Origin of the sequence: Christiangramia sabulilitoris, from assembly GCF_007050985.1 — a bacterium.
Classification (GTDB): Bacteria; Bacteroidota; Bacteroidia; order Flavobacteriales; family Flavobacteriaceae; genus Christiangramia; species Christiangramia sabulilitoris.
Genome location: NZ_VHSF01000001.1, coordinates 779,128 through 805,801 on the forward strand (window position 1 = coordinate 779,128; position 26,674 = coordinate 805,801).

Annotated in this window: 24 protein-coding genes; 4 read left to right on the forward strand and 20 right to left on the reverse strand. The window is 39.7% G+C overall.

Annotation, left to right across the window (positions count from 1 at the left end; genetic code table 11):
• Positions 1-42: 42 nt before the first annotated feature.
• Complete coding sequence (locus FGM01_RS03635; protein WP_143409771.1) at positions 43-852, forward strand: ion transporter; 810 nt, start codon at positions 43-45, stop codon at positions 850-852.
• The gene (gene miaA, locus FGM01_RS03640) at positions 845-1,753 is read left to right on the forward strand and encodes a tRNA (adenosine(37)-N6)-dimethylallyltransferase MiaA (RefSeq protein ID WP_143409772.1); all 909 of its coding nucleotides are present in this window, start codon (positions 845-847) and stop codon (positions 1,751-1,753) included. The genes FGM01_RS03635 and miaA overlap by 8 nt, the downstream gene beginning before the upstream one ends.
• On the opposite strand, the gene FGM01_RS03645 is transcribed toward miaA, so the two are convergent.
• The 15 genes from FGM01_RS03645 to FGM01_RS03715 all read right to left on the reverse strand — a co-directional run bounded on the left by FGM01_RS03645 (position 1,743) and on the right by FGM01_RS03715 (position 19,945).
• A complete protein-coding gene (locus FGM01_RS03645) occupies positions 1,743-6,272 on the reverse strand; it encodes an HYR domain-containing protein (RefSeq protein WP_143409773.1) in 4,530 nt (1,509 codons plus the stop codon). The two genes, miaA and FGM01_RS03645, sit on opposite strands and share 11 nt — an antisense overlap.
• Positions 6,273-6,564: 292 nt before the next feature.
• Positions 6,565-7,287 carry a response regulator transcription factor gene (locus tag FGM01_RS03650; RefSeq protein ID WP_143409774.1) on the reverse strand — a complete coding sequence of 241 codons (723 nt, stop codon included), beginning with the start codon at positions 7,285-7,287 and terminating at the stop codon, positions 6,565-6,567.
• A gap of 3 nt (positions 7,288-7,290) precedes the next feature.
• Complete coding sequence (locus tag FGM01_RS03655) at positions 7,291-8,868, reverse strand: sensor histidine kinase (protein ID WP_143409775.1); 1,578 nt, start codon at positions 8,866-8,868, stop codon at positions 7,291-7,293.
• Between the two features lie 64 nt (positions 8,869-8,932).
• Positions 8,933-9,526 (reverse strand): dephospho-CoA kinase, encoded by a 594-nt coding sequence (coaE, locus tag FGM01_RS03660; RefSeq protein WP_143409776.1) that lies wholly within the window; start codon positions 9,524-9,526, stop codon positions 8,933-8,935.
• The gene (locus FGM01_RS03665; RefSeq protein ID WP_143409777.1) at positions 9,523-10,464 is read right to left on the reverse strand and encodes a CdaR family protein; all 942 of its coding nucleotides are present in this window, start codon (positions 10,462-10,464) and stop codon (positions 9,523-9,525) included. Before FGM01_RS03665 ends, coaE begins: the two co-directional genes overlap by 4 nt.
• Positions 10,457-11,473: a glycosyltransferase family 2 protein gene (locus FGM01_RS03670; RefSeq protein WP_143409778.1), complete on the reverse strand. Its 1,017-nt coding sequence runs from the start codon at positions 11,471-11,473 to the stop codon at positions 10,457-10,459. The genes FGM01_RS03665 and FGM01_RS03670 overlap by 8 nt, the downstream gene beginning before the upstream one ends.
• A gap of 78 nt (positions 11,474-11,551) precedes the next feature.
• Positions 11,552-12,373, reverse strand: a complete 822-nt coding sequence (locus tag FGM01_RS03675) for an enoyl-ACP reductase FabI (protein ID WP_143409779.1) — start codon at positions 12,371-12,373, stop codon at positions 11,552-11,554.
• A gap of 267 nt (positions 12,374-12,640) precedes the next feature.
• On the reverse strand, positions 12,641-14,293 hold the full coding sequence (gene recN / locus FGM01_RS03680) for a DNA repair protein RecN (RefSeq protein WP_143409780.1): 1,653 nt from the start codon (positions 14,291-14,293) through the stop codon (positions 12,641-12,643).
• 58 nt (positions 14,294-14,351) lie between these two features.
• The gene (porD, locus tag FGM01_RS03685; RefSeq protein ID WP_143409781.1) at positions 14,352-15,242 is read right to left on the reverse strand and encodes a type IX secretion system protein PorD; all 891 of its coding nucleotides are present in this window, start codon (positions 15,240-15,242) and stop codon (positions 14,352-14,354) included.
• The gene (gene coaBC, locus FGM01_RS03690) at positions 15,235-16,443 is read right to left on the reverse strand and encodes a bifunctional phosphopantothenoylcysteine decarboxylase/phosphopantothenate--cysteine ligase CoaBC (protein WP_143409782.1); all 1,209 of its coding nucleotides are present in this window, start codon (positions 16,441-16,443) and stop codon (positions 15,235-15,237) included. The genes porD and coaBC overlap by 8 nt, the downstream gene beginning before the upstream one ends.
• Before the next feature lie 15 nt (positions 16,444-16,458).
• Positions 16,459-16,785 (reverse strand): DNA-directed RNA polymerase subunit omega, encoded by a 327-nt coding sequence (locus FGM01_RS03695; protein WP_143410338.1) that lies wholly within the window; start codon positions 16,783-16,785, stop codon positions 16,459-16,461.
• 11 nt (positions 16,786-16,796) lie between these two features.
• On the reverse strand, positions 16,797-17,606 hold the full coding sequence (locus FGM01_RS03700) for an outer membrane protein assembly factor BamD (RefSeq protein ID WP_243735755.1): 810 nt from the start codon (positions 17,604-17,606) through the stop codon (positions 16,797-16,799).
• 139 nt (positions 17,607-17,745) lie between these two features.
• Positions 17,746-18,621, reverse strand: coding sequence for a 4-hydroxy-tetrahydrodipicolinate synthase (gene dapA, locus FGM01_RS03705; protein ID WP_143409784.1), 876 nt, complete (start codon positions 18,619-18,621; stop codon positions 17,746-17,748).
• Positions 18,621-19,124: a DUF6913 domain-containing protein gene (locus FGM01_RS03710; protein ID WP_143409785.1), complete on the reverse strand. Its 504-nt coding sequence runs from the start codon at positions 19,122-19,124 to the stop codon at positions 18,621-18,623. The genes dapA and FGM01_RS03710 overlap by 1 nt, the downstream gene beginning before the upstream one ends.
• 122 nt (positions 19,125-19,246) lie before the next feature.
• Positions 19,247-19,945, reverse strand: a complete 699-nt coding sequence (locus FGM01_RS03715) for a hypothetical protein (RefSeq protein ID WP_143409786.1) — start codon at positions 19,943-19,945, stop codon at positions 19,247-19,249.
• Between the two features lie 196 nt (positions 19,946-20,141).
• On the opposite strand from FGM01_RS03715, the gene FGM01_RS03720 reads away from it, so the two are divergent.
• Positions 20,142-20,906, forward strand: coding sequence for a 5'-nucleotidase C-terminal domain-containing protein (locus FGM01_RS03720; protein WP_143409787.1), 765 nt, complete (start codon positions 20,142-20,144; stop codon positions 20,904-20,906).
• 3 nt (positions 20,907-20,909) lie between these two features.
• Positions 20,910-21,821: a bifunctional metallophosphatase/5'-nucleotidase gene (locus tag FGM01_RS03725; RefSeq protein WP_143409788.1), complete on the forward strand. Its 912-nt coding sequence runs from the start codon at positions 20,910-20,912 to the stop codon at positions 21,819-21,821.
• Here the strand turns inward: FGM01_RS03725 and FGM01_RS03730 are convergent, their stop codons facing one another.
• From FGM01_RS03730 to prmC, 5 genes are read right to left on the reverse strand one after another with little or no spacing between them, the layout of a single operon-like run.
• Complete coding sequence (locus tag FGM01_RS03730) at positions 21,822-22,511, reverse strand: M15 family metallopeptidase (RefSeq protein ID WP_143409789.1); 690 nt, start codon at positions 22,509-22,511, stop codon at positions 21,822-21,824.
• A gap of 8 nt (positions 22,512-22,519) precedes the next feature.
• On the reverse strand, positions 22,520-24,514 hold the full coding sequence (gene ligA, locus FGM01_RS03735) for an NAD-dependent DNA ligase LigA (RefSeq protein ID WP_143409790.1): 1,995 nt from the start codon (positions 24,512-24,514) through the stop codon (positions 22,520-22,522).
• 15 nt (positions 24,515-24,529) lie between these two features.
• Complete coding sequence (locus FGM01_RS03740; RefSeq protein WP_143409791.1) at positions 24,530-25,201, reverse strand: VOC family protein; 672 nt, start codon at positions 25,199-25,201, stop codon at positions 24,530-24,532.
• Positions 25,202-25,203: 2 nt separating this feature from the next.
• The gene (locus FGM01_RS03745; protein WP_143409792.1) at positions 25,204-25,806 is read right to left on the reverse strand and encodes an LOG family protein; all 603 of its coding nucleotides are present in this window, start codon (positions 25,804-25,806) and stop codon (positions 25,204-25,206) included.
• A complete protein-coding gene (gene prmC, locus FGM01_RS03750) occupies positions 25,799-26,665 on the reverse strand; it encodes a peptide chain release factor N(5)-glutamine methyltransferase (protein ID WP_143409793.1) in 867 nt (288 codons plus the stop codon). The genes FGM01_RS03745 and prmC overlap by 8 nt, the downstream gene beginning before the upstream one ends.
• Between the last annotated feature and the right edge of the window lie 9 nt (positions 26,666-26,674).

Here is a 26,674-nt window from a genome sequence, read left to right on the forward strand (position 1 = left end):
TTTGAATAAACACATCCATTCAGTTTGAGAAATCACAAGTCAATGCCCCAATGGAAACGGCAGCTTCATGAAGTAATTTATGAGGCAGATACACCTCTGGGTAAAATTTTTGACATTGGTCTTCTAATAGTGATCATCATTAGTGTAGCTCTGGTGATGATGGAAAGTGTGGATACCCTTCTGGATAAATATGCCAGGGAATTTTATATCGCAGAATGGATAATAACCATCATATTCACTATAGAATATATTCTGCGTATTATATCTATAAACAAACCTAAAAGATATATTTTCAGTTTCTATGGTATCGTTGATCTGCTTTCCACCCTGCCAAGTTACATAGGATTCATTTTTGGTGGTGCCAATCTCTTATTCGCCATCAGAGCCTTAAGACTGTTAAGAGTTTTCCGGGTACTAAAAATTACGAGGTATATTGGTGAATCCCGAAGATTGATGCTGGCACTAAGAAATAGCCGTGCCAAGATCCTGGTATTTCTCTTTGCGGTAGTGATCATCTGTATTATTGCCGGAACCCTAATGCACCTCATAGAGGGTGAAACCGGTGGTTTTGATAATATACCATTGAGCATTTACTGGTGCATAGTAACCCTTACAACGGTAGGTTTTGGAGATATAGCCCCGGTAACACCTTTAGGAAGATTTATAGCTTCCTTTATAATGATCACGGGATATGGGATCATTGCAGTTCCCACCGGAATAGTTACTTCTGAATATGGCCGGGCTACAGACAAACCCATCCGGAATACACAGGTATGCCCCAATTGTAACGAAACCAGGCATTTGGATAATGCACAGTTCTGTCACCGCTGCGGATATCTCTTAAATGAATAATTTTCTTATCAATATTATCGGGCCTACGGCTATAGGCAAGACTTCCTTATCCATCAAGGTGGCTAAACATTTTGATGCCGAAATAATTTCTGCCGATTCCAGACAGTTTTTTAAAGAAATGAAAATAGGTACAGCAGTTCCTGAAGAAGCAGAACTAAATGCCGCGCCTCACCATTTTATCCAGCATATTTCCATTCATGATAAATATTCTGTAGGGGATTTTGAAAGAGATGCCATTCTCAAACTTGAAAAGCTTTTTGAAACCCACAATATCGCGGTGATGGTAGGCGGCAGCGGATTATATATCAAAGCGGTCACCGAAGGCCTGGATGAATTCCCGGCTGTAGACCCAAAGATTCGTGCAAACCTCAACAGCCACCTTGAGAAGGACGGCATTGACTGGCTGCAACAAAAGTTATTTATACTTGACCCCGATTATTATAAGGTTGCAGATGTACAAAATCCACATAGACTCATCCGCGCTCTGGAAATTTGCATCGCCACCGGGCAGCCCTTTTCTGAATTTCTGGACCAGGAAAAATCTGAAAGGAATTTTGAAACGATCAATATCGGCCTTACTGCTGAAAGGGAGTTAATTTATGAGCGCATCAACCGCCGGGTTGATATTATGATGAAGAACGGTCTTCTTGAAGAAGCAAGAAAATTATATCCCTCACGAGATCTTAATGCCCTGAATACCGTAGGATATAAAGAACTATTCGCCTATTTTGATGGTGATACAGATCTGGAAACCGCCGTTTCAGAAATTAAAAAGAATACCCGAAGATTTGCTAAAAGGCAATTAACCTGGTTTAGAAAAGATGAGCATATCAAATGGTTTGATCATAATGCAGATCCCGGCGAAATTTTCAGGTATATCGAATCCCAGATCAATATTTAAAGATCAGCCTCCTGGTGACCGTTCTCTTATCTGAAATGATCTTTAACACATAAACCGCTTCTTCCAGAATACCTAGTTCCATGGCATATTCCAGAGTCATAGCATCATAATCTTTAGCAGCTATAAATCGGCCCCGGTGATCAAATACTTCAACCCTTTCAATCTTAATATCTGCCGGCGCAGCTATCCTGAAACTACCGGTATTGGGATTTGGATAAAGGAATATATATTCAGATCCCAGCACCGGATCTTCGCAAAAATCAAGTTCATCGGTTACCGTGATCATCACTTCACCGGTAGAAATATTACCACTACTATCCTCGGCCCTCACCTGTATCAAATTTTCGCCCAGTTGCTTACAGGTAAAACCTGATCTGCTTAATTCATAGGTTACATCAGGATCGCAATTATCTGTTGAACCATTATCGATATCCTGAAATGAAATTAACGCTTCGCCGGTTGGACCAATGTTCACCGAATAATCTTTTAGCCTCAATTCCGGAGGGGTATTGTCACGAAGCCTTAACTGGAAACTACAGGAAACTGTAGCGCTACCCGATTCAGCATTTATAAACACTTCCACAGAACTATCTGTTATTAAAGATCCAGGAGCAGGACTCTGGGTAATTTGCGCATCAGTCCCATTGATCACCTCTGCTTCTGCCCTTAAATCTGGTAAAATAAAACTACAATTAACATCCCCGTCTATTAGCATATCTGCAGGACAGTTTACACTTAATTCATTCCCACGGATAATATTGACAGGGAACTGGCAGCTAGTTTCATTTCCAGATTCGTCTGTCGCGACAAGGGTAACCATACGATCATCATCGATTATTGTTCCGGGTTCCGGTTGCTGGGTTAGAACCACAATTCCACAATTATCTGAAACCTCAGCAGTTGTGGTATAATCAGGAATAGTATAGGTTTCACCTTCTGCTAAACTGATTGTTTCATCTGAAGGACAAATAATCTTTGGATCAATCTCATCTTTGGGGATTAGCTGAATATCGCATGTAACAGATTCCTCTTGATATATAGCAGTTACTGTGACAGTAAATTCGCTATCTCCACCGATAGTAGAATTAGCCTCAACTGACTGTGATAATATCGCATCGGGATTAGAGACAGTGACAAAATCCTTTAAATCTGGTACACGATAAATACAATCTTCATCTGCAAAAACATTTAAGTCTGAAGGACAGTTAATCCTAAGCTCTTCCCCCGTCTCCGTATTTACTCTAATTGTAAATAAACAATTTTTAGTATTCCCGGATTTATCGGTTACCCTGATACTTACATCTGTGGTTTCACCTATTAGTGTACCCGGTGCTGGTTCCTGGGTAATGGTAAGATCCAGATCGCAATTATCTAATGCGGTAAATTCATTTCTAAAATCATCAAGTGCATAGGTCTCGCCTTCTCCCAGGAAGATTTCCCGGTTAGAGTTGGCGCAATTGGTAATCACAGGCGCAGTATTATCTATAACTGTAACGGTGGTACTGCAAGAATCTGAAAGTCCGTTTTCAGGGTTGGTGACCGTTAGAATTACGGTATTCTCCCCAAGTTCACTGCAGGTAAACCGGTTTTTATCTACTTCCAGGTCCATATCCTGGTTTCCGTCACTGATCATTTCTGCGGTTATTACCGCCTCCCCATTTTGATCCAGAGAAATTTCGACTGGAACACAATTGGCTTGTGGTGGGGTCTCCTCATTTTCTTCCACAACTATAACTTCAAAAGTACAGGTAACAAAGTTACCGGCGTTGTCACTGGCGATGAATTCAAAATTCGTAATACCGGGAGGAAGTAATTCTCCATCTACAGGACCTTCTGTTTGTATAATATTTACTTCACAATTATCCTGAGCTGCTATTGCAGGAAGTTCAAAAACCGCTCCAACAGAACCTTCCGGAATAATAATTTCGAAAGCCTGGGCTGGACATTCTGTAAACACAGGTGATTCATTATCGCTTACAATTATGGTAAAGCTGCACTCCACTGGATCATTCACTCCATCATCGGCTTCAAAACTAATGGTAGTTTCCCCAACAGGAAATACATCTCCGGAATTCAAACCGGAGCTATCTGTACGCGTTGGTGTAATACTACCACTGTCATCTGTAACTGTAGGTGTCTCAAAGGTCACCACGGCGCCACAATTACCAGCGTCATTGTTTTTGGTAACATTTCCGGGGAAATTATCGAATTCCGGTGGAGTGTCTTCCGGCTCTTCACTAATCACCACATTAAAACTACAGCTGGCCGTATTACCATTTCCATCATCTACCAGGAAAGTATTCACGGTGGTCCCTACCGGAAACATTTCTCCCGATGCTAATCCTGCGGTTTGAGTTATAGCGACATCCCCGCAATTATCATTTGTGCCAGGTAAAGCATAGTTTATCACTTTACCCGATTCACCAAAAGCGACACTTTCATTGATCTCACCCGGGCATGAAATTACCGGATCCTCTGTATCTTTCACGGAAACCGTAAAACTACAGGTAACGGGATCATTCACTCCGTCGTCGGCTTCAAAACTAATGGTAGTTACCCCAACTGGAAATACATCTCCGGAATTCAAACCGGAGCTATCTGTGCGCGTTGGTGTAATACTGCCACTGTCATCTGTAACTGTAGGCGTATCAAATGTTACTACGGCACCACAATTACCGGCATCATTGTTTTTGGTAATATTTTCGGGGCAATTATCGAATACCGGTGGAGTGTCTTCGGGCTCTTCAGTAATCACCACATTAAAACTACAGCTGGCCGTATTGCCATTTCCATCATCTACAAGAAAAGTATTTTCTGTGGTGCCCACCGGAAACACCTCTCCCGAGGCTAATCCTGCGGTTTGAGTTATAGCGACATCTCCGCAATTATCATTTGTAGCGGGTAAAGTATAATTTATAACTTTCCCCGATTCACCAAAAGCCACACTTTCATTGATCTCACCCGGGCATGAAATTACCGGATCCTCTGTATCTTTCACGGAAACCGTAAAACTACAGGTAACGGGATCATTCACTCCGTCGTCGGCTGCAAAACTAATGGTAGTTACCCCAACTGGAAATACATCTCCAGAATTCAAACCGGAGCTATCTGTACGCGTTGGTGTAATACTGCCACTGTCATCTGTAACTGTAGGCGTATCAAATGTTACTACGGCACCACAATTACCGGCATCATTGTTTTTGGTAATATTTTCGGGGCAATTATCAAATACCGGTGAAGTATCTTCTTCTAAAGGTTCTACAATGATCTTGAAAGTACAGGTTGCGGTATTTCCAAAATTATCGGTAGCAGTAAATTCAACCGTATTTTCTCCTTCCGGGAACTGGCTGCCCGATGCAAGGCCGGAAGTACGTGTTACGGTTACCCCGCAAATATCAGAAGCCGTGGGGTTATCATATTGAACTATGGCAAAATTATTCCCGGATTCGGCCTGAACTGTTTTATCTAAAGGGCAGATTATAATAGGCTCAGTAATATCAAATGCTGGAGTCCTTTCATAGATTTCCAGATCAAATTCAATTTTTTCCGGAGTATATCCCAACAAAAAGCGATCGCGCCCAAACACTTCAGCATTGTTTATATACATCCTGTCGCAGGAATTGAAAGTAAGGTCTACAGGAAAATCTATTTCTTCCTTATAGGTATATTCAAATCCTGCATTAGAATCAAAGACTTTGACACTAAAAGCATTAGCATCTACCCCATTATCTATCTCTTCGGCAATATCCTGAATTTCCCCAAAAGAGAGATTTTCAAAGTTTATGAACCTGCTGAAATCTATCCGCCCATCATACTCAATTACATGGACAAAGTCGAAGGAATCCACTACAACGCTCCCGGGCGAAAGGATATTAGGAAGCCTTCCGGTAATATTTAGATTTGAATCTAATATTATTACAGCAGGATCATTACCTCCCTCCTGGCTCAAATAAACCGTTTTATTCGAGTTCACCGCTATCCTGTAAGGCCTGTCTACATTTCTATTTTGAGCAATTCTTGCTCCGGACGAATTATAAATACTTACCCTGCTTAATTCATCACTTTCACAGCCGCTCCCAGGTGCATTATACTCGGCAACATAAATATTGTTATCAGAATCAATATCTATACTTAATGGGCGGTAAAAGCTGGTAAATATAATTCGGTCAAGAGAACCATCGGGACGAAAGATTTTTATTTTCCCGTTTTCAGAGCAACCATTGTTCTCTGAATAATCAGCAACATAGAAATATCCATTGGAATCGATTGCAAGGTCAAGTGGACTGCTTAACCCTGTAATAAAGTTTGCATCGATCAGGGTGCCATCAGCACTTCTTTTTTGAATACCATTTCCAAAAGTGAGATTGTAAACAAAATTATCCGGACCTGTAGCAATAGCAATCGTTAGATCCTCTGTATTTACATTAAAAGTGAAAAAATTAACCGATACTGTTGGTAAACTGGTAGCAGATAAATGGTCATATGCAGGTACCGTATTAAAGGGATTCTGCCCTAGCACATTTCCTAAAAAGCTAATTAATAAGAAAGTAAGAATACAACTCTTCCTATAAGAAGATATCTTGTAATCAAACCTTTGAACTGCACTTATCAAATTAGTAGCGAATTAGGTGAACGCCATAAAGATAAGTATTGTAAGAAAACGGTTCTTAATTTTGTGCTAAGATTACTTAATCTTAAACCTGGAAAGTAATTTTACCGGGAATCACTGGATCTTAAAATCCAAAATCGAGAAATAGTACTGCATCATGGTTTTTCCATGATGCAGTATATCCCGGAAACTGAAAAATTTATTACGATTCTGCTTCTTCCTTGTTTTTTACCACAAGTCTGAAGCCTTCTCCGTGGATATTCAAAATTTCCACGTTTTCGTCTTTTTTCAGGTATTTTCTAAGTTTGGCAATATAAACGTCCATACTTCTGGAAGTAAAATAGTTGTCATCTCTCCAGATCTTGGTAAGAGCCAGTTCTCTTGGCATAAGGTCATTCTCATGCAAAGCTAATAGTCTTAATAATTCGTTCTCTTTTGGAGAAAGTTTCTGAGGTTCCTCATCTCTGAAAGTAAGGAATCTAAGTTTTGAATTCAGATGGAAATCACCTATCTCGAATTCAAATTGTTTTGAATCGGCTACGCTATCTGTAGCTTTTCGCTGCATGATCGCCTTGATCTTCATCAAAAGAACTTCACTATCAAAAGGCTTATTTAGATAGTCATCTGCACCAACCTTATATCCCTTTAGAACATCTTCTTTCATCGCCTTTGCGGTCAGGAAGATGATTGGAATTTCTTCGTTCTTGTCCCTGATCTCTTTGGCCAGTGTAAATCCATCTTTATAGGGCATCATTACATCAAGGATACAAAGATCGAAATCGTCTTTTTTAAACTTTTCAAATCCTTCCATTCCGTTCTTGGCGTGAGTTACCTCATAGTCGTTCATGGCGAGGTAATCTTTAAGGACTGTTCCAAAATTTGGATCATCCTCTACTAATAAAATTTTCTTGTTTTCAGTTTCCATATGTTATGATATTAGTGGTAGTTTAATTATAAAGGTACTTCCTTTTCCTTTTTCGCTGTTTACAGTGATCTCTCCATGATGGTCTGCAATGATCTGCTTGGCATATGCCAGCCCCAGACCATGCCCTTTCACATTATGAATATCCCCAGTATGTTCGCGATAAAATTTTTCAAATATTTTCTTTTGTACCAGCCTGTTCATTCCAACTCCCTGGTCTCTTATTTCACAATAAATATAATTCTTAACGTTCGTTGTATATATGTCTATCTTAGGAGCATCTTCAGAATATTTAATCGCATTATCCAGAATGTTTACCAGTACATTGATAAAATGATCATGGTTAGCGAGTATTGACGATCTAAGTGCTCCAAAATGTGTTTGTACATAACCACCTCTGTCTTCAACAATCAACTCCACATGTGACACTGCATCATAAATTAGATCGTGAAGCTGATGTCTCTCCTTCTTCAGGTCCAGCTCATTCTTTTCCAGCTTTGAAATCCTAAGCACATTCTCAACCTGGGCATGCATCCTCTTATTTTCATCCCTTATCATCTGCAGGTAACGGGCAACCTTGGATTGATCTTCTATCACCTTTGGATTCTTAATCGCATCCAACGCCAGGTTAATCGTAGCAATAGGGGTCTTAAATTCATGGGTCATATTATTGATAAAGTCGGTTTTGATCTGGGAAATCTGCCGTTGCTTTATCAACTGCGATAGCGCACTGGAATAGGCGATCACAATAATCAGGGTAAATATGATAGAAAGACACGCCATCAGAATCACTGATGATAAAACTGCTTCTTTCTTATTTGTAAAGTTAACCAATAACCTGTAATTACTATTTCCGGCGCTGTCCATAAATAAAGGGACGGCATAAGTGGCAGGATGACTCAGACTAAAATTATCTGTATGTAACCGCGTGGCTATCGAGTTGTTATAAACACCAAATTCAAACTCTGTCTTTAGATCTCTTTCCTGTAATTCGTCTTTTAATAACTCGGCAATAGTTTCTTCGGTAACCCTCCTGTGCACCGGCAACCTAACCAGGAGTTCAGAAATGGCCGAGCGCAAAATATCTTTTTCTACCTCTTCCATTCTTGAAATCCGCTCAATATGTTCAATCCGTTCCCGGGCGCTTAAATTTTCATCATCCAGCTCATTATTTCGCACAATATCGGTTACCCGCTTATTGATCATTTTTGTAAACTGAATACTATCCTGTGCAAATTGCAGAAATCCCGATGAAACTTTATAATCCTCCTGCAAAACGGTTTCAGAATTAAAGTAGGTTTCATTCCTTTCTTCATTCCGGTTAGAATAGAAATATTCTGTTAAAGTCCTGTCGCTCAGTTTACTGTTTATACTATCAGGATTTTTGAACTGAAAATAGTATTTTTCAAATTCCCGGTTTTGAATGTTCTCTGAAACATTGATCAAAACCTGCCTGGCATTATATGAAAACTGCTGTTCCCGATCTTCTATTGTGCTTTTTATCCAATAGCCCTGAACGAAAATAATACCGATAAGTGACAAGCTCATCAGGGCAACGAGAAGGACGAAAAGCTTCTTATTCATGCGGTCAAAAGTAAGATTTTAACATTTAGACGTTAAAGTGTTTAACCAAATGTTAACAGAACTTCTAAGAATTTTTGCCTGTTTTTAAGATTTTAGCGTGGATAACCGCAACCTGTTGTTTAGTAGTATTTAGATCTACATTATTTATTATGAAATCTGCCAGTTCAGATTTTTTTTCATCGCTCCATTGGTTGCTCATGCGTTGCTGAATTTCCTCAATAGAGCTATCATCCCTTTTTTGTAGTCTTTCCATTCTTAACTCCATGGGTGCAGTTACCAGGATGTTAAGATCACATTTTTTATATCCGCCTGTTTCGAAAAGTATAGCAGCCTCGTAGATCACATAGGCAGATGTTTGATTTTTGGTCCAGGACCTGAAATCTTCTGCGACCGCAGGATGAATGATATTATTTAATTTGGATAATAATTCCCGGTCACTAAAAACCCTGGAGGCTATAAATTTTCTATCCGGTTCATTTGCGGAGTAAGCTTCCTGGCCTAAGAGCGATACTATTTGTTCCCTGATCTTTGATGAGTCCCGCATTAACCTTTTACCGGCATCATCTGCAATATACAGCGGGATCCCATGTTCCTTAAAAAAACCTGCCACGGTAGTTTTCCCGCTTCCAATCCCACCGGTAAGACCTGCTATAATCATCGCTTTATCACGAATTGGATACGGCGCTCGTTTAAACGCACATTATTAATAAAATCAGGTTTTTCCACTATCTGTGCGATCATGTAATCATCTCCCCTTTGCACCTCATTATAATCGCAAACGACCCTGAAATCTGCAGCACTTACGCTTTCAAATTGCTGCAGGTTCACCTGGTAATAAACGATCACATTTTTTGGAAAGTAAGCCAGGTTTAGATTTTTAGGAACATTAATAACTTCAATAGCAATTTCTGCACTTCCTTCAGTAAACTTTTCCACCTTTTGATAATAGGCCACAGAATTTTCGTAGAAGCTCAGCGCCCCTAACCCGGTAGTATCTATAGCCACCGTACCATCAAGATCATCGTTCACTTTATCCAGGCTTATATTTTTTGTATACACTTTCTCTATGCTGTCAATGATGGTTTTTGGTCCACTCACCTTCACCGAATCTGGTTTTATCTGTACCGCCTCTTCTGCAGAATATCCCACGGCATAATTTACTTCTATCCTGGGCTCCACCTTTATGGTTTTTTCTTTTTTATACTGAAAGGGCACCACGATCTCATCCTGAACTATTAAAGATTTTTCGAAATCTATCTTTAACTGTTGTTCAATTTCTGAAAGATGGTTTTGAAGCGTATAAACCAGAGCATTCCCGGTTTCCTTGGCCTGGGAGAGATCTACATTAAGTTGAGGATTAAATATCTTATAATAATAAATACTGAAACCATTATCCTGTAACTGAAGGTCTACGTGGTCTGGACGGTCTTCTGAAATACTTTTATCCAGGGGGGCATTTACATAATTCACCGGGATCTCTATAAGCTGAGTATAGGTTTTTGAAAATTGCACCAATACCCAGACTACTGCTGAAAAAATAAGGAAAAAACTAAAAGTTTTTACACTGGACCGCTTGAATCTTGGTTTTTTACGCACCTATGTTTCTTTTAAAAAATAATTGAGGAAATTCCTTTTCCGGCTGTTTATTCAGAATCCCGGTTTTCAAGGTTGAATTTAGAAACCCAAACCCGTATCCAAAAAATTGCACCAGAACAGCCCTAACAGCCAGAATACCTATATAAAAGCTTTTGTTCTTAATGGCTGCATCCACTCCTATCAAAATTAAATAAATGATATAGACACCTAAAAAGAAAAACTCACCAATAAATGCCATGAAGATAGAAAATATCAGGCCAATTATAAACAACGTGGGAAACCAATAGGTGATTCTCGAGGAATCGGGATGCCACTTATTCAGGATAGGCCTTACCAGTCCAAATTTTTTAACCTGGATATAAAACTTACTCCAGTTTATCCTTCTTTTATGAAAAACTTTCGCCTCGGGAATGAGACAGATACTAAAGCCTGCTTTTTTCAATCTTAAGCTAAGATCGGGGTCTTCACCCGGATGAATCTGCCCAAAACCACCACTGGCTTCGAATGCCTTTCGGCTTAATCCCATATTAAAACTTCTTGGCTGGAATTCATCTACAGACTTCTTCCCACCACGAATTCCGCCGGTGGTAAAGAAAGAGGTCATGGAATAATTGATCGCTTTCTGGACATTACTAAAGGACGGATGGGCAGCATCGGGTCCTCCAAAACAATCATGAAATTCTGCCAAAAGAAATTTATGCACCTCCATTAAATAATATTCAGGAAGGATCACATCTGAGTCCAGAATTAGAAAATAATCTGCCTTCGCCTTTTTCATTCCAAAGTTTCGTGAATCTCCGGGTCCTGAGTTCGACTTGTAATAGTAACTTATATTGAGATCTTCAGAAAAATTTCTTACTACCTCATCACATCTTATACCCGAACCGTCTTCGACGATCACCACCTCAAAGGATACTTTAGATATCAATTTCCTCATACTTTCCAGCAACTCCCTTATCTCGTTGGGACGATTATAAACCGGAACTATAAAGGAATATTGTGGTTGCATAAAAGCTGATTAAAAAAAAACTGCCGAAATCTGATCAATTAAGATACAGTTTTCCGGCAGTAAAATATGATTAAATTTCTACTCTTCGTCCTTGGTAAAAGCTTCCATCACTTCCTGGCTAACTCCCGTGTTTGAGAATCCACCATCATGGAAAAGGTTTTGAAGGGTTACTTTTCTAGTAAGATCAGAGAAAAGTGTAAGGGTATAATTAGCACATTCCAGAGCGGTAGCATTCCCCAGAGGAGACATCTTTTCAGCAAAGGCAATAAATCCATCAAATCCTTTTACACCCTGTCCGGCTGTGGTTGGTGTTGGAGATTGCGAAATAGTGTTCACTCTTACTTTCTTATCCTTTCCGAAGAAATACCCAAAACTACGGGCAATAGACTCAAGATACGCCTTGTTATCTGCCATATCATTATAGTCCGGGAACACTCTCTGAGCAGCCATGTAACTTAAAGCTACGATACTACCCCACTCGTTCATCGCATCCTTTTTGTATAAAACCTGCATGGTCTTATGAAAAGAAACCGCAGATACATCCCAGCCTTTGGTAGTGAAATCATAATTCATATCTGTATAATGATTTCCTTTTCTCACATTAACCGACATCCCGATAGAGTGAAGCACGAAATCTATCTTCCCTCCAAGGATCTCCATAGATTTCTCAACAAGATTCTCAAGATCTTCGACCTTAGTCGCGTCTGCCGGGATAATTTCAGATCCTGTTTTTTCAGCAAGATTCTTGATACTTCCCATTCTCATTGCGATTGGAGCATTCGTAAGTACGAAAGTGCCTCCCTCTTCGTGAACTCTTTCGGCAGTTTTCCAGGCGATAGAATTCTCATCTAAAGCACCGAAGATTATTCCTCTTTTACCTTTTAGCAGGTTATATGACATGTATTTTATTTTTTGTGGTTGTTAAGCCTGTAAATATAACAAAGTTGTTGGAATTGGCTTATCAGTATTCTGTTATCAGTTATCAGTAAATATAAAACAGGAGTGTCCCGAAAATTTCGAATTATATTTCCCTGTTAAAGGTTTTACCGAGTTAAGAGCAACATACTCCTAAAAATCTTAAAAATCCGGATATTAAAAAACTGCCGGACAATATTGTACTTCGCTTGCAATCACAAGTAATCAATATTTAGCAACAGAATCTCCTGATCAATTCAGCAAGGCCTTTGCATGGGCCCTGGCCGAATCACTTTTGGTATTTCCACCAAGCATCAGCGCAAGTTCTTCAATCCTGTCATTTTCCTCCAGCTGAATGATCTTGGTTTGTGTGGCGGTCTCATTATCCTCTTTAAAAATTTTAAAGTGGGTAGCTCCTTTCCCGGCTATCTGTGGGAGGTGGGTTATGGCGATCACCTGCATATTATTACCCATTCTTTGTAGGATCCCGCCCATTTTCTTGGCGATCTCACCGGAAACCCCTGTATCTATCTCATCAAAAATGATCGTAGGTAATTTACTCTGGGCAGCGAGAATACTTTTTACCGCTAGCATGATCCGGGATAATTCACCTCCGGAAGCTGCTTTCTTTATTTCCTTAAAACTACCCCCTTTATTGGCAGCAAGATACCATTCCAATTTGTCCAGGCCGTTGGCGAGAAATTCTTTTCCTTTTTCTAATTCAATATTCAACCTGGCATTAGGCATGCCCAGGTCCTTCAGGATCTGTTCTGTTTGCTCAATAAATGCCGGAATGATCTTTTTTCTGTTTTCATGAAGTTCTCCGGCTGTTACCAGCAGAAGCTTTTCCTGATCTTTAATAGCGTTCTGAACTTCCTTAAGAGAGGATTCTGCATTTTCTGTAACCGATACTTTTTCCTTAATATCGTTCATGATCCCGATAAGCTCGGTTATATTTTCTGCATTATGCTTTTTCTGCAGATTGTAGATCACCTGTAGTTTTTGATTGACCACTTCCAGTTCTTCAGGATTAGCCTCGACCCTTTCCAGGGCATCGGTCATTTCAGACTCCAGATCGTCAAGCTCTATGATCACACTGGCCACTCTCTCATGAAAATTTTCATAATTAGCCGAAAACTGAGAAATTCTGGATAAACTTGCTCTTATGGCTTTTAAATTATCCAGACTTCCAATTTCTTCCTGCTGCAATAAATTGATGGCAGCACTAAGATTTTCGGTGAGCTCCTCCACATTATTGAGCTCCTCATAGCGTTCTTCCAGCTCTTCAAGCATATCAGCCTTTAAGTTGGCATCCTCCAGCTCATTCAGTAAAAATACATTGTAATCATACTCTTTAGCCGCCTGGGCCTGAGCCTGCTTCAATTCTTCAAAACGATTAAGGAGTACCTTATAGGTCTTTAATTCACTTTTATATTGTAAAATTAATGACTCATTTTTAGCAATTGTATCGATCACATTAAATTGGTACTCAGCATTACCCAGGCTTAAAGTTTCATGCTGGCTGTGTATATCTATCAGATAATTTCCAAGTTTTTGAAGGACGGTCACCTTCACCGGGGTATCATTGATGAAAGCCCTCGATTTTCCTGAAGGCAGGATCTCTCTCCTAATGATACTTTGCTTTTCATAATCCAGGTCCTCCTTTTTAAAGAAATTCTCCAGTTTATAATTAGAAATACCAAAAGTCCCTTCGATAACACATTTTTTTTCCGGGTTTCTTATGGAGCCAAAATCTGCCCGGTCACCGAGCAATAGTCCCAAAGCTCCAAGCATTATGGATTTCCCGGCCCCGGTTTCACCTGTAATTATAGTAAAGCCCGGCTGAAGACCAATATTGATATCTTCAATTAAAGCGTAATTTTTTATAGAAAGAGATGTAAGCAAATCGGTTAAAATTTGTGCTAAATATACGGGAGAAAAAGATTGAAATCAACCAAAAAGACTAGCGAATATTTCTCCAGTTTCTGGCATATCTCGGGGCAATACTGTTAAGAGTCTCTCTTAGTTCTGCACTGGCTTCATAGGCCGGCCCTCCGGAATAGATCGAGGTGATCTCATCTGCCTTGGAATCGAAAAAGGTCCTAAGTAATAAAGAATTATTTCGCCTGTTGTTCATCACCTTCAATTTATCAAGGGAAGAGGCGATGCTCAATTTCCCGGCAAGCAGATCTTCATGCATCACATCCAGTCCTAACCGGTGATATTCATATAAAGCTGTACGATATTCGGCATAGGTATTGGCCAGAAGATCGGCATTAAGCCTGAATCTGGATCTTGGGCCGTCAGATCCCCGCCATCCCTGGGAATTTCCCTGCTGGGAGGTGGTCACTATACGGTTAGCTTCTTCAAAATAGGTCGTACCACCTTCAGGTGCGAATGTGTCTGCATCCAGGCCGAGAATGGTATAAATATAAAAGGATATAACCGAAACTAAATTGGAGGTATAGGAGTTTGGACTGTAATTAAGGGGTTGATATTCCCGGTAACTAAAACCGAATTGTTCGTCATTAAAATTAAAGACCGGGCTTATCATAGAAGAACCATAAACCGGCCTGGAAGACTGCACCTGGATAGTGCCATTAAAGGTCTCATCTTCAAAACTCGTGATGGTTATGAACATACTGCAATTAATACGTTCATGAGGCTGGAAATTCCTTTCTGTCCAGGTTGTTTGATTTACGAATTCATTCAGGGAACGCTCCAGTGTTTTAAATACTGAAAGGTTGGCCTGCCCCGTCTGATCTGCATTTACTATAATTTCACAATTAAGTTGTTGAGCCATCCCTGCCTGAAATGTCAAAACCAGTATTATGAAATTAAAAAGCCTACGCATGGAATAAATTTACAATTTCATTCAAAATATCTCCGGCTACCTCCTTTTTGGATTTTAAGCCGTAATCTTTTTTATTATCATGATAAATAATGCTGATCTTATTAGTGTCCCCTTTAAATCCAGCACCCTCATCATTAAGTGAATTTAAAACAATAAAATCAAGATTCTTCTTCTTAAGCTTTTTTCTTGCATTTTCCTCTTCATTGTTGGTTTCCAATGCAAAACCAATCAGCTTTTGATGCGACTTCTTTTCCCCTAAACTGGCCAGGATATCTTCGGTCTTGGTAAGCTCCAGCGTCAAAGTAGAATCATTCTTCTTTATTTTCTTATCTGCGACTGTTGTGGGTCTGTAATCTGAAACGGCCGCTGCAGCAACAAATACATCTGCATCCTCATAATATTTATGCGCAGCTTCATACATTTCACGGGTACTTGTAACTCTTATTACAGATATGGCATTGTTATCCATACTTAAATGCGTGGGACCTGAAATAAGGATAACCTCAGCACCAAGCCTGTGCGCAGCTTTGGCTATTTCAAAACCCATTTTTCCGCTGGAATGATTTCCTATAAAACGTACCGGGTCTATCGCTTCGTATGTAGGACCGGCGGTAATTACAATTTTCCTTCCTTTTAAGGGGAGATTTTCAGTATAAAAGCTTTCTATATACCTGATGATGTCTTCGGGCTCTGCCATTCTGCCTTCCCCATGTAAGCCACTGGCAAGCTCGCCCGTTCCCGCCGGGATCATATGGTTCCCATAATTCTGCAGGGTATCCAGGCTATTTTTAGTTGAAGGATGTTTATACATATCCAGATCCATTGCCGGGGCAAAAAAGACAGGACATTTAGCTGAAAGATAGGTGGCCAGCAAGAAGTTATCGCTGTTTCCCGAAGCCATTTTTGAAAGTGTACTGGCTGTAGCAGGGGCTATAAGCATGAAATCGGCCCAAAGGCCGAGTTCCACGTGATTGTTCCATTGCGCATTTTCATCTTCTTCATCTGTGAACGCAGAATAGACTTCATTCTTAGATAAGGTAGATAGCGTGAGCGGAGTGATAAATTCTTTGGAAGCCGGGGTCATAACGACCTGAACCTCTGCTCCGGCTTTCACAAATAAACGTACTAAAGCGGCGGTTTTAAAAGCGGCAATACCCCCGGTAACACCCAATAAAACTTTTTTACCTTTTAGCACAGACATATCTGAGTCCAGATTCTATTCTTCGGTATCCTTGGTGTTACGGAAGTAGATCTTGTCTTCCAACCATTCCTGGATAGCTAAAGATTGTGGTTTTGGCAATCTTTCGTAGAATTTAGAAACTTCGATCTGCTCTTTGTTTTCAAAGATCTCATCCAGAGAATCATTGTAAGTAGCAAATTCATCAAGTTTCTCCAGTAACTCTTTCTTGATTTCACCGTTGATCTGCCCGGCTCTTTTAGCAACTATAGAGATCGCTTCGTAAATATTTCCGGTTGGTGCATCTACCTTATTTCTATCAATAGTAGTAGTGTTCACCGGTGCATCAATTTTCTTAAAATCCATCATTCCTATTATTAAAAATTCTGTAACCTTTTATCTATATCTAATAAAGAGTCTTCTATCTGGGAAGTATACTCTCCTTCAGGATAATACTTTTTATACGCTTTGTAAAATTCCCTGGCTTCTTCAAGTCTCTCTTCCATCAGGAATTGAAAACTGTTGATCGCGAGCTGATAAGCTGAATCAAACCTGTAATAGTAAGCTGCTTCTCTAAACGGAGAGCCCGGGTAGTCTGAGATAAAGTTGTTGAAAGAAGCTATCGCAGCCTTGTAAAATTCTGTATGATGATATTGCTTGGCAATTTCATAAGCCTTCTTCTCCAGCTTGATCCTTAATTCTGTTGCTTTTTCGTTCGCTGCCTCCGTAAATTCACCTTCAGGATATTTATTCAAATACTTCTGAAGTTCCTCCACGCCCTTATTTGTATCTGTCTGGTCCAGGTCATACCTTGGAGACCTGTAATAGTAACTGGCCGCAGATTTATAAGAAGCCTCTTCAGCCTTCTGGCTGTTAGGGTATAACTGTAAAAATCTTTCGAATTGAAAAGGTGAATTATAATAATCACCCAATTGGTAATACGTATCTGCTAAAAGAAAAACAAGTCTTTCTCCCTGTGGCTTCCCGCGGAATTCAGGCTCGATCTGTTCCAGCAGTCTCAAAGCTTTTTTCAGCTTCTTATTGCTCTCTTCTTCCTTACCTTCGTTATATAATTCTTCTGCTGCAGAATATTTTGGAGCAGTATCCTTACTCTTAAGTAGTTGCTGATATTCGCTACAAGATACAGTGAGCATCAGCAAACCTAAAACGAGAATTCCTTTTTTCATGACACGTAAAAACATCTGGCAAAAATACATTTTTTGTTACTATAAAAAAAACTTTCCTGAACTACTCAAATAACCCTGAAATCAGGGGTTTATTGTAATTGCAAGATTCCTTTACGTAAAAAATCAAAAATGAATATGACTAAAAATTTTCCATGAAGTTATTAATCCTACCGGTAAGCACTTCAGATGCTTCCACCAATGGTAATCTTAAATTATTAGAAACCAGTCCTTTTTTTGCCAGTAAGGCTTTTATTCCGGCGGGATTACCTTCAGCAAAGATAAGGTCTATGGAAGGGGCGATCCTGTAGTGCAACTCATAAGCTTCTTTTACCTTACCCTGCAAGCCTGCTCTTACCATATCTGAAAATTCTTGCGGCAAGCCCTGTCCTATCACAGAAATAACTCCTTTACCACCGGCAAGAACCATAGGCAAAGTGATCATATCATCCCCGGAGATCACTTTGAAATCTTCTGGCACCAAACTAATGAGTCTCATCGCCTGTACAATATCGCCGGCGGCTTCTTTAACCCCGATAATATTTTTACATTCCCTTGCGATCCTGTTCACGGTCTCGGGCAACACGTTCGAGGCTGTTCTTCCCGGCACATTGTAAAGCACCACCGGCAAGGGAGAGGCTTCAGAAACAGCCTTAAAATGACGATAGATTCCTTCCTGGGTAGGTTTGTTATAATATGGAGAAACCGAAAGTATGGCGTCAAAACCTTCAAGGTTTGAGGTTTTTAATTCTTCCACTACAGACGCCGTGTTGTTCCCTCCTATTCCAAGCATTAATGGAAGCTTCCCGGCATTGGCTTCCTTCACCGTATCCTTGATTAATTCCTTTTCATCGTGTGTTAAGGTTGCACTTTCAGCAGTGGTTCCCAGAACTACCAGGTATTCTATACCGTTTTCTATCTGGTTTTTCACCAGTTTAGTTAATGCACGGGTATCTACAGACAAATCCTCTTTAAATGGAGTAATAAGTGCTACTCCTGTTCCTATAAAGGCTTCCATCAATTATTCTTTTTAAAAATTTTATAATATTTTATTATCTCTTCCTTGAATTCACATATAGAATCTGCATAGATCTCTACGTCGTAAATTCCGTAATGATCCGGTTTGTTACCGAATTTCTTTCCTGCCATGGTTTCCGCAGCAAGAAGCGATCCGCCACGATTCTCTTGAGAAAAATAACAAATAAGCAAATTATAATCCTGCCTTAAAAAGGCCTTTGTCGGTTCAGAACGAAATTCTCCGGTTAAACTAATCTCTTTTGGATCTAAAACAATATTTTTTAGATCAATGCCTTGTTCCGCTATTGATCCACATACTACCACACTAAAATCCTCCGTTTTTATTCCCAGATCTTTATAAAATCCGGAAAAGGACCGCAGATCTGCCAGATCTGTGATTACCCCTACCCTGGTATTATTTCCCCTTGCCGAATATTGGCGATCACGCAAGGCCTTGCGAATCTTTCGGTTACAGGTAATACTTTTTATTTTCGACGAGAACATCACTTGGATTAGGTCATGCAAATGTAATTAAATTGAGATAACCAACATAGAGGAAAACCTGCACAAAAACCTGTGGTCAACGGTATTTAACAGCTTTAATTTTTCTGTTTAATTTGTATAAATCAAACCAGATTGATAAGCTTCAATTTTTTCTCTTTGGTCGCGAAAAACTGGAAGGCCAGTAAAATGCCCGCAAAATTCAGCAGGGTTTGCAAGAGCAGCACACTGGTATCTGGCAAATAGAAATAAGCCATATCACGCAACATATCTGCCACTACAATACTCATGACCAAAACAATATGGAATACCGACTTACGGGAGTAAGAATTTAAATAATAAATAAGAGATACCACAGAAAGGACCAGCAACACCAGATAATAAAGGGAATAGAAAGCAAATTCCATCCAGCTGCTTAACTGACTTTCAAATTCCTGGAAATGTGTATGAGCGTAATAGGTATTAGCTCCAATCATTAGGAAAAAGAAGATGAGCATATACCTGTTTGCAGATTTTCTGGTGGTATGTCTAATTGCTTCCCTAATCAGGAAGATATAAGAGACAGACTTGAAAAGCATGATCACGTAATAAATCAGAAAAACCTCCTGGAAAGTCTTAAATAGCACCGCCGCCATATTCAAACCCAGGAAGGCTAATAAGTTAAAGTTCGAAAAATCGAGCCTGCGCATAAACCCGGGAATAAGGATAAGGTAGGTTATAATTTCTGCACTGTTTAACAACCAGGATTGATTGTTTATAAGTGCCAGTTGCATTAAAACGAGTATTGGAATACTCGCAACCATATACAAACGACTACGTTTCATAAACTATAGAAATGGGATAGTAAATATAGAAAAGAAATTATTCCCCTTTGATTTACTTAAACAATTATTATTTTTTTGTTAGAAAAAGTAATCTTGTGCAGATTGAAAAATGAGTAAAGTCTCTGGAAAGGGTTATCATACATAAAGAATAAAACGGAGATTATTAGTTTTTTATATTTGCAGCAGATTCAAGAACATGTATAAAATAAGGATCATAATATTTTTTCTCTTTACCGCTATAATAGCATGTAAAGGGCTTGGCTCTGCCGATGTGGAAGTGGTTAAAGTTAGGGGAGAACGAATCCAGGTGAATGACTCGATCATTGGAGAGGAATCTATCATGGAATTTATTGAACCATTCAAGCAACACCTCAACAAAACTTTGGACTCGACAATAGCTTATAATCCCGTTTTACTTTCCAAAAACGACGGTGATTTAAATACCGCTTTAGGAAATTTGATGGCAGATGCGGTCATGGAACAGGTGAACCCTATCATTAAAAAAAGAACAGGCAGGGATATTGACATGGTACTACTCAATAAAGGCGGGATTAGAGCAGAATTACCCGCAGGTGATGTATCCGCAAGATCTGGTTATAACCTGATGCCTTTTGAAAATGAGATCGTGGTGGCAGAGCTTTCCGGAAAACAAATGAAAAAAATGCTTTCCTACCTGGAGAAAGCTAAAAGTGCTCACCCCGTTAGTGGAATCAAGATAAAAGCTGATAAAGATTATAAGATTACCCAGGCGACCATTAATAATAAGGAAATAAACGAAAGCGAAACATATTATGTCGCTACTTCAGACTACCTCTTCTATGGCGGGGATAATATGATGTTTTTTAAGGATCCGTCAAATCTTTACCCTTCAGATTATAAATTAAGAAATCTACTGATTGATTATTTCAAAAAAGTAGACACGATCAAAGCCAGTATCGATAATCGTTACATCAGAGAATAAAGTATGAAAAGAAAAGATTTTATCCATAATACTGCTGCCGCGACGGCTTTCCTTAGTCTTGGAGGGTTATCTGCTTTCGCCACGAAACCGGCTTTAGAAAAACACATTACCATTTTACATACCAACGATGTACATAGCCATATTGAGCCTTTTGGCCCTGAAGAAGGCCGTAATGCCAATCTTGGCGGGGTAGCCAGAAGAGCAACAATCATTGAGAAAATCAGGCGGGAGAACCCTAACACTTTACTTCTGGATGCCGGCGATATTTTTCAGGGTACACCATATTTCAATTTTTATGGTGGAGAGCTGGAGTTTAAATTAATGAGTAAGCTTAAATATGATGCTGCCACCATTGGTAATCATGATTTTGATAATGGTATCGATGGCTTGTATGCACAATTACCCCACGCCAATTTTGATTTCGTGATCTCCAATTATGATTTTAGAAACACGATCATGGATGGGCAAACGAGGGAATATAAGATCATGATCAAGGACGGGGTAAGGATCGGAATTTTTGGTATTGGCATCCAACTACAGGGTTTGGTAAATGACCGGCTTTTTAAGGAAACAAAATATCTTGATCCGGTTGAAATGGCTACAGAAACCAGCCATAAACTTAAAAATGAGGAAAATTGCGATATCGTTATTTGTCTTTCTCATCTTGGCTATCAGTACAGAGGTGACGAGATCTCTGATGTAAAACTGGCGCAAAAAACAGAAAATATAGACCTCATCATTGGGGGACACACTCACACCTTTTTGGATAAACCCCAAACCTATAAAAATAAGGCAGGGAAAGATGTTCTTATTAACCAGGTTGGGTGCTACGGACTTTACCTGGGTAGAATAGATTTTTACCTGGATGAAAAGAGAAATCTTAAGGCAGACGGGGCCGGGATCGCGGTAAGTTAATTATCTCACCGGAAAGTTATAATAGGTATCGGGAAAGGGCTCAGCATCATAAGTATAATGCCACCATTCTTCTGAATAAGACCTGAATCCATATTTGCGCATCACCAGCCGGAGTGTTTCCCGGTTGTTTTTTTGCTCCTGGCTGACCTCTTTCGAATTATGATGAGAGATCTCCCCGAAGAAATCATAAGGGCCTCCCATATCCACCTCGGCACAATTAGCGACCTTAACCAGGGTTAGATCAACAGTGCTGCCCCGGGAATGACCAGATCTGGTCGATATATAACCCAATTCGAAAAGACGATCTTTAGGAATATCAGGGTAAAAGCGAGCTTTTTTTAAAGTATCGGCTTTGTCTGCCGCCCATTTCACAAAATGATCTACCGCCCTTTGTGGCCGGTAAGCATCGAATATTTTAAGCATCAGGTCTTTCTGGATAAGCTCTTTCTGAACTTTCGATAAAGCCAGGGCAGCAGATTTGCTTATGATGGCTCTGGCAGTATCGTAGCCTGCTATTGGCTTACCTATAAAATTATTTTTCCCGGCATATCGAATTTCAGATATGATATCCGGGATCACCTCATCAACATAAACAAACCCCTCAGGCAATCTAAAGGTTTTATCCTGGGCCATAGAACTAAAAACAGAACAGAATATAAAAATTACTATTACCGATATATTAATTTTCATGAGTCAAATTATTCCAGCATTTGAAGAAAATCATCCTCACTAATTATATTTGTACCCAGTTTTTCGGCTTTGGCCAGTTTGCTAGGTCCCATATTAGCGCCGGCTACGAGATAATTTGTTTTTGAAGAAATTGAACTTGAAACTTTCCCTCCATTATCCTCGATCATTTTCTTAAGATCATTTCGGGATACTTTTTCAAAAACCCCGGAAATCACAAAACTATTTCCATCAAGGGTATTGGTTTGATTCGCGAGCTTTTCAGCAGAAATTTCCAACTGCACACCATAATCCTTCAGCCTCTGCACAATTTCCCGGTTAGCTTCTGTTTTGAAGAAATCGACCACGCTCCAGGCTATTCTTTCCCCTATCTCGTCTACACTAACTAATTCCTCTTCGGTAGCTGAAGCAAGTGCGTCAATGGTCTTAAAATGCTTAGCCAGCTTCTTAGCTACTGTTTCCCCAACATACCTGATGCCTAAAGCAAAAAGGACCCGCTCAAAAGGTATTTCCCTGGATTTTTCAATTCCGCCGATTAGATTTTCGGCAGATTTTTCAGCCATACGCTCCAGCGGAAGCACATCCTCCTTTTTCAGAGTGTACAGATCGGCATAATTTTCTATTAAACCTGCTTTAACAAGTAATGCTACGGTTTCACCACCCAGGCCTTCAATATCCATGGCCTTACGGGAAATATAATGCTGTATCCTCCCTATGATCTGCGGAGGACAACCATTGGAGTTAGGACAATAATGCTGCGCCTCTCCCTCGTTCCTCACAAGTTCTGTACTACATTCCGGGCAATGTGTCGCATATTTTGTTGGCGAACTATCAGGATCCCTTTTAGTAAAATCCACCCCTACAATCTTGGGAATGATCTCCCCTCCTTTTTCCACAAATACGATATCTCCTTCCCGAACATCCAGCTTTTCTATCTGGTCTGCATTGTGCAATGAAGCTCTTTTAACCACGGTCCCCGCCAGCTGCACTGCCTCTAAATTCGCTACGGGTGTAATCGCACCGGTTCTTCCCACCTGGTAAGTAATTTTATCCAGTCTGGTACTTTCCTGTTCGGCCTTAAACTTATATGCGATCGCCCAGCGCGGGGATTTAGCAGTATGACCCAATTCTTCTTGCTGGTGATAATCGTTAACCTTTACAACCACTCCATCGGTCTCATAAGGCAGATCATGCCTATGCTGATCCCAGTAATTTATATAATCCAGTACTTCTGAAATTGAATTTTTTAATTCAGATTCCTGCGGAACTTTAAAACCCCATTCCCTGGCCTTTTCCAACCCCTGAAACTGAGACTTTACCCCTGTATTTTCTCCTACGATACTATAAAGCAGGCACTCCAAAGGGCGTTTTGCAACTTCAGCACTATCCTGTAATTTCAAACTTCCTGAAGCTGTATTTCTAGGGTTTGCATAAGGCTCCTCTCCAATTTCAACTCTTTCAGCATTCATTTTCGCGAAACCTTCATAAGGCAAAACAATCTCTCCTCTTATATGAAACTTTTCCGGAAAATCACCCTTCAGCTTAAGAGGCACAGACCTGATCGTTTTTACATTATTAGTCACATCATCCCCCTGGAACCCGTCTCCCCGGGTCACCGCTTTCTCAAGCACTCCGTTTACGTATGTAAGGCTGATGGATGCACCATCATATTTTAACTCACACACATATTGCAGATTCCCGTCTACCACTTTACGTATCCTGGTTTCCCATTCCTCCAGTTCCTCTTTAGAATATGAGTTAGAAAGAGAATACATGCGGTGATCGTGCACCACGGTTTTAAAGTTTTTGGTGACCTCGCCCCCAACTCTCTTCGTCGGGGAATTAGGATCATCAAACTCAGGATGCTTTTCTTCCAGTTCCTGGAGTTCTTTTAGCTTTATATCAAATTCATAATCACTAATCTCAGGCTTGTCCAGCACATAATAATTATAATTATGCTGCTGTAATTCTCTGCGTAATTCCTGAATTTTATTTTCTATCTCCATTTAAATAAACCGGTATTATATTTCTGAAATTTCCAGCTTTTCATTGCCGTATTCCAGTTGAAAAAATTTTGAATCATGCCTGAATTCCAGTTTAAATTCAGAACTATATGCTTTATCATTGGTTGGAAACCAATCTTTCTTATCATTATTGATGGTGATGATCAATCCTGAATCACCTCCGATCGCACAGAATCTATCGAAATCCCCGTCATATTTATCGAGTACGCAATTAAGCCTGAGCTTTTCAAATTTTTCTTCGATATTTTTGGTTACCAGCCCCACTTCTGCAATCCCAACAATTTCTGATGGACTAAAAATACCCGCATCTCCTTTTTTGAAATCCCTTCTGGAAATAAACTCCATTATATTTTTATCCTTATCGTAGAAATATACCGATTTGGCCTGCCAGTTAGGAAAATCTATAATAACGTCATCATTGTAGCCTAACACCGGGACAATATTTTCCAGCCACTGCAGGACTATTTTCTCCTGCCTGTCTGGTACATGAAATGCTATATGATAAGGTGTTGAATTTTCTTTATATTCAAAACGTAGCCGGGAATATCCTGCAACTACTTCAAACCCCTTTTCAGAAAGATCTTTTATCTGAAAATTCAGTTCATCTCTGTAGAACTCCAGCTGAGAATCAATATTTGAGGTATATATCGTTAGCTTAGAAATTTCCATGATCAGGTTTGATTCTTATTCATCCATTTCGGGACGGGTTGAGGCTCGAATTTTCGCATTTGTTCGAGCAGATCTTCAAAATTATCAGATATCAGTAAAATATCAAGATTTTCAGGCTTCAATAGACCCTTGTCACACATTTTCTGAAGCATATTGATAAGATCGTCATAAAAACCATTAATATTCAATAGCCCAATGGGTTTTCTATGCAGGCCAAGCTGAGCCCAGGTTACGATCTCAAACAATTCCTCGAAAGTACCGAAACCACCTGGTAAGGTTAGAAAAGCATCGCTCAGTTCATTCATGGTCATTTTTCTTTCATGCATATCATTGGTGGTGATAAGCTTATCCAAATGGGTATGCACCACTTCTTTAGTTTTGAGAAAATCGGGAATTACGCCTGTAGCCTTCCCTTCGTGATCCATGATACCCTTGGCCACCTGTCCCATTAACCCGAGTTTACTACCGCCATAAACCAGCCTTATTCCATATTTCGCCATCGTTCTACCAACATTATAGGCCGAATCATATATATTTTTATCATTTCCATCGCTGCTCGCACAAAATACCGCGAGGTTGTGGATATTGTTTAATTCTTCACTCATAAATTTTTCTCTTCGCTTTTAGCATCCTGTATTTTCCAAAAATATCTTTTTTGAGTTCAGCCTCAAAACCAAGATCTTCGATTATCGCTTTAGTTTCCCTGGCCAGGTATTGATTGATCTCGAAATACAATGCGCCATGTTCTCGTAAAGATTCATAGGCCAGCTCACCTATTTTTTTGTAAAATATCAATGCGTCATTATTCGCTACATATAAAGCCAGAGCCGGTTCATATTTCAAAACATTTTTATGCATTTCCTGCTTTTCCAGCTCCCTTACATACGGTGGGTTGGAAACAATGATGTCAAAATTATCCTTAAGCCTATCCAAATTGAGAATATCCACTTTATGAAAGTTGACCTCAGCATCATTGAGATCAGCATTCTGCCGGGCCAGGCTTAAAGCTTCAGAAGAAATATCGTAGGAACTAACTTCTGAATCGGGGATATTTTTAGCCAGACTTATCGGGATACAGCCGCTGCCGGTGCCGATATCCAGGATCTTTAATTTTCTGTTTATCTCCTTATGATCTGAATGATCTGAGATTATCCATTCCACCAATTCTTCGGTTTCGGGCCTGGGGATAAGCACGTTTTTATTTACATAAAATTCCAGCCCATAGAACTCAGTTTTCCCTATGATATATTGAACGGGTTCATGATCTTTTAATCGCAAGATGGCTTTTTCAAAAGTAGTCATTTGAACCTCTGAGAGTTCATGTTCCGGATTCATTGCTATATCAATTCGGCGCAATCCCAGGTAGTACTCTGTAAGAATATAAAAAAAAGACTCAATTTCGGTTTCGGGAAATTCATCTCTTAACCGATCCCGGAACTGAACTTTTAACTGAGCAATTTGCATATTGAATAT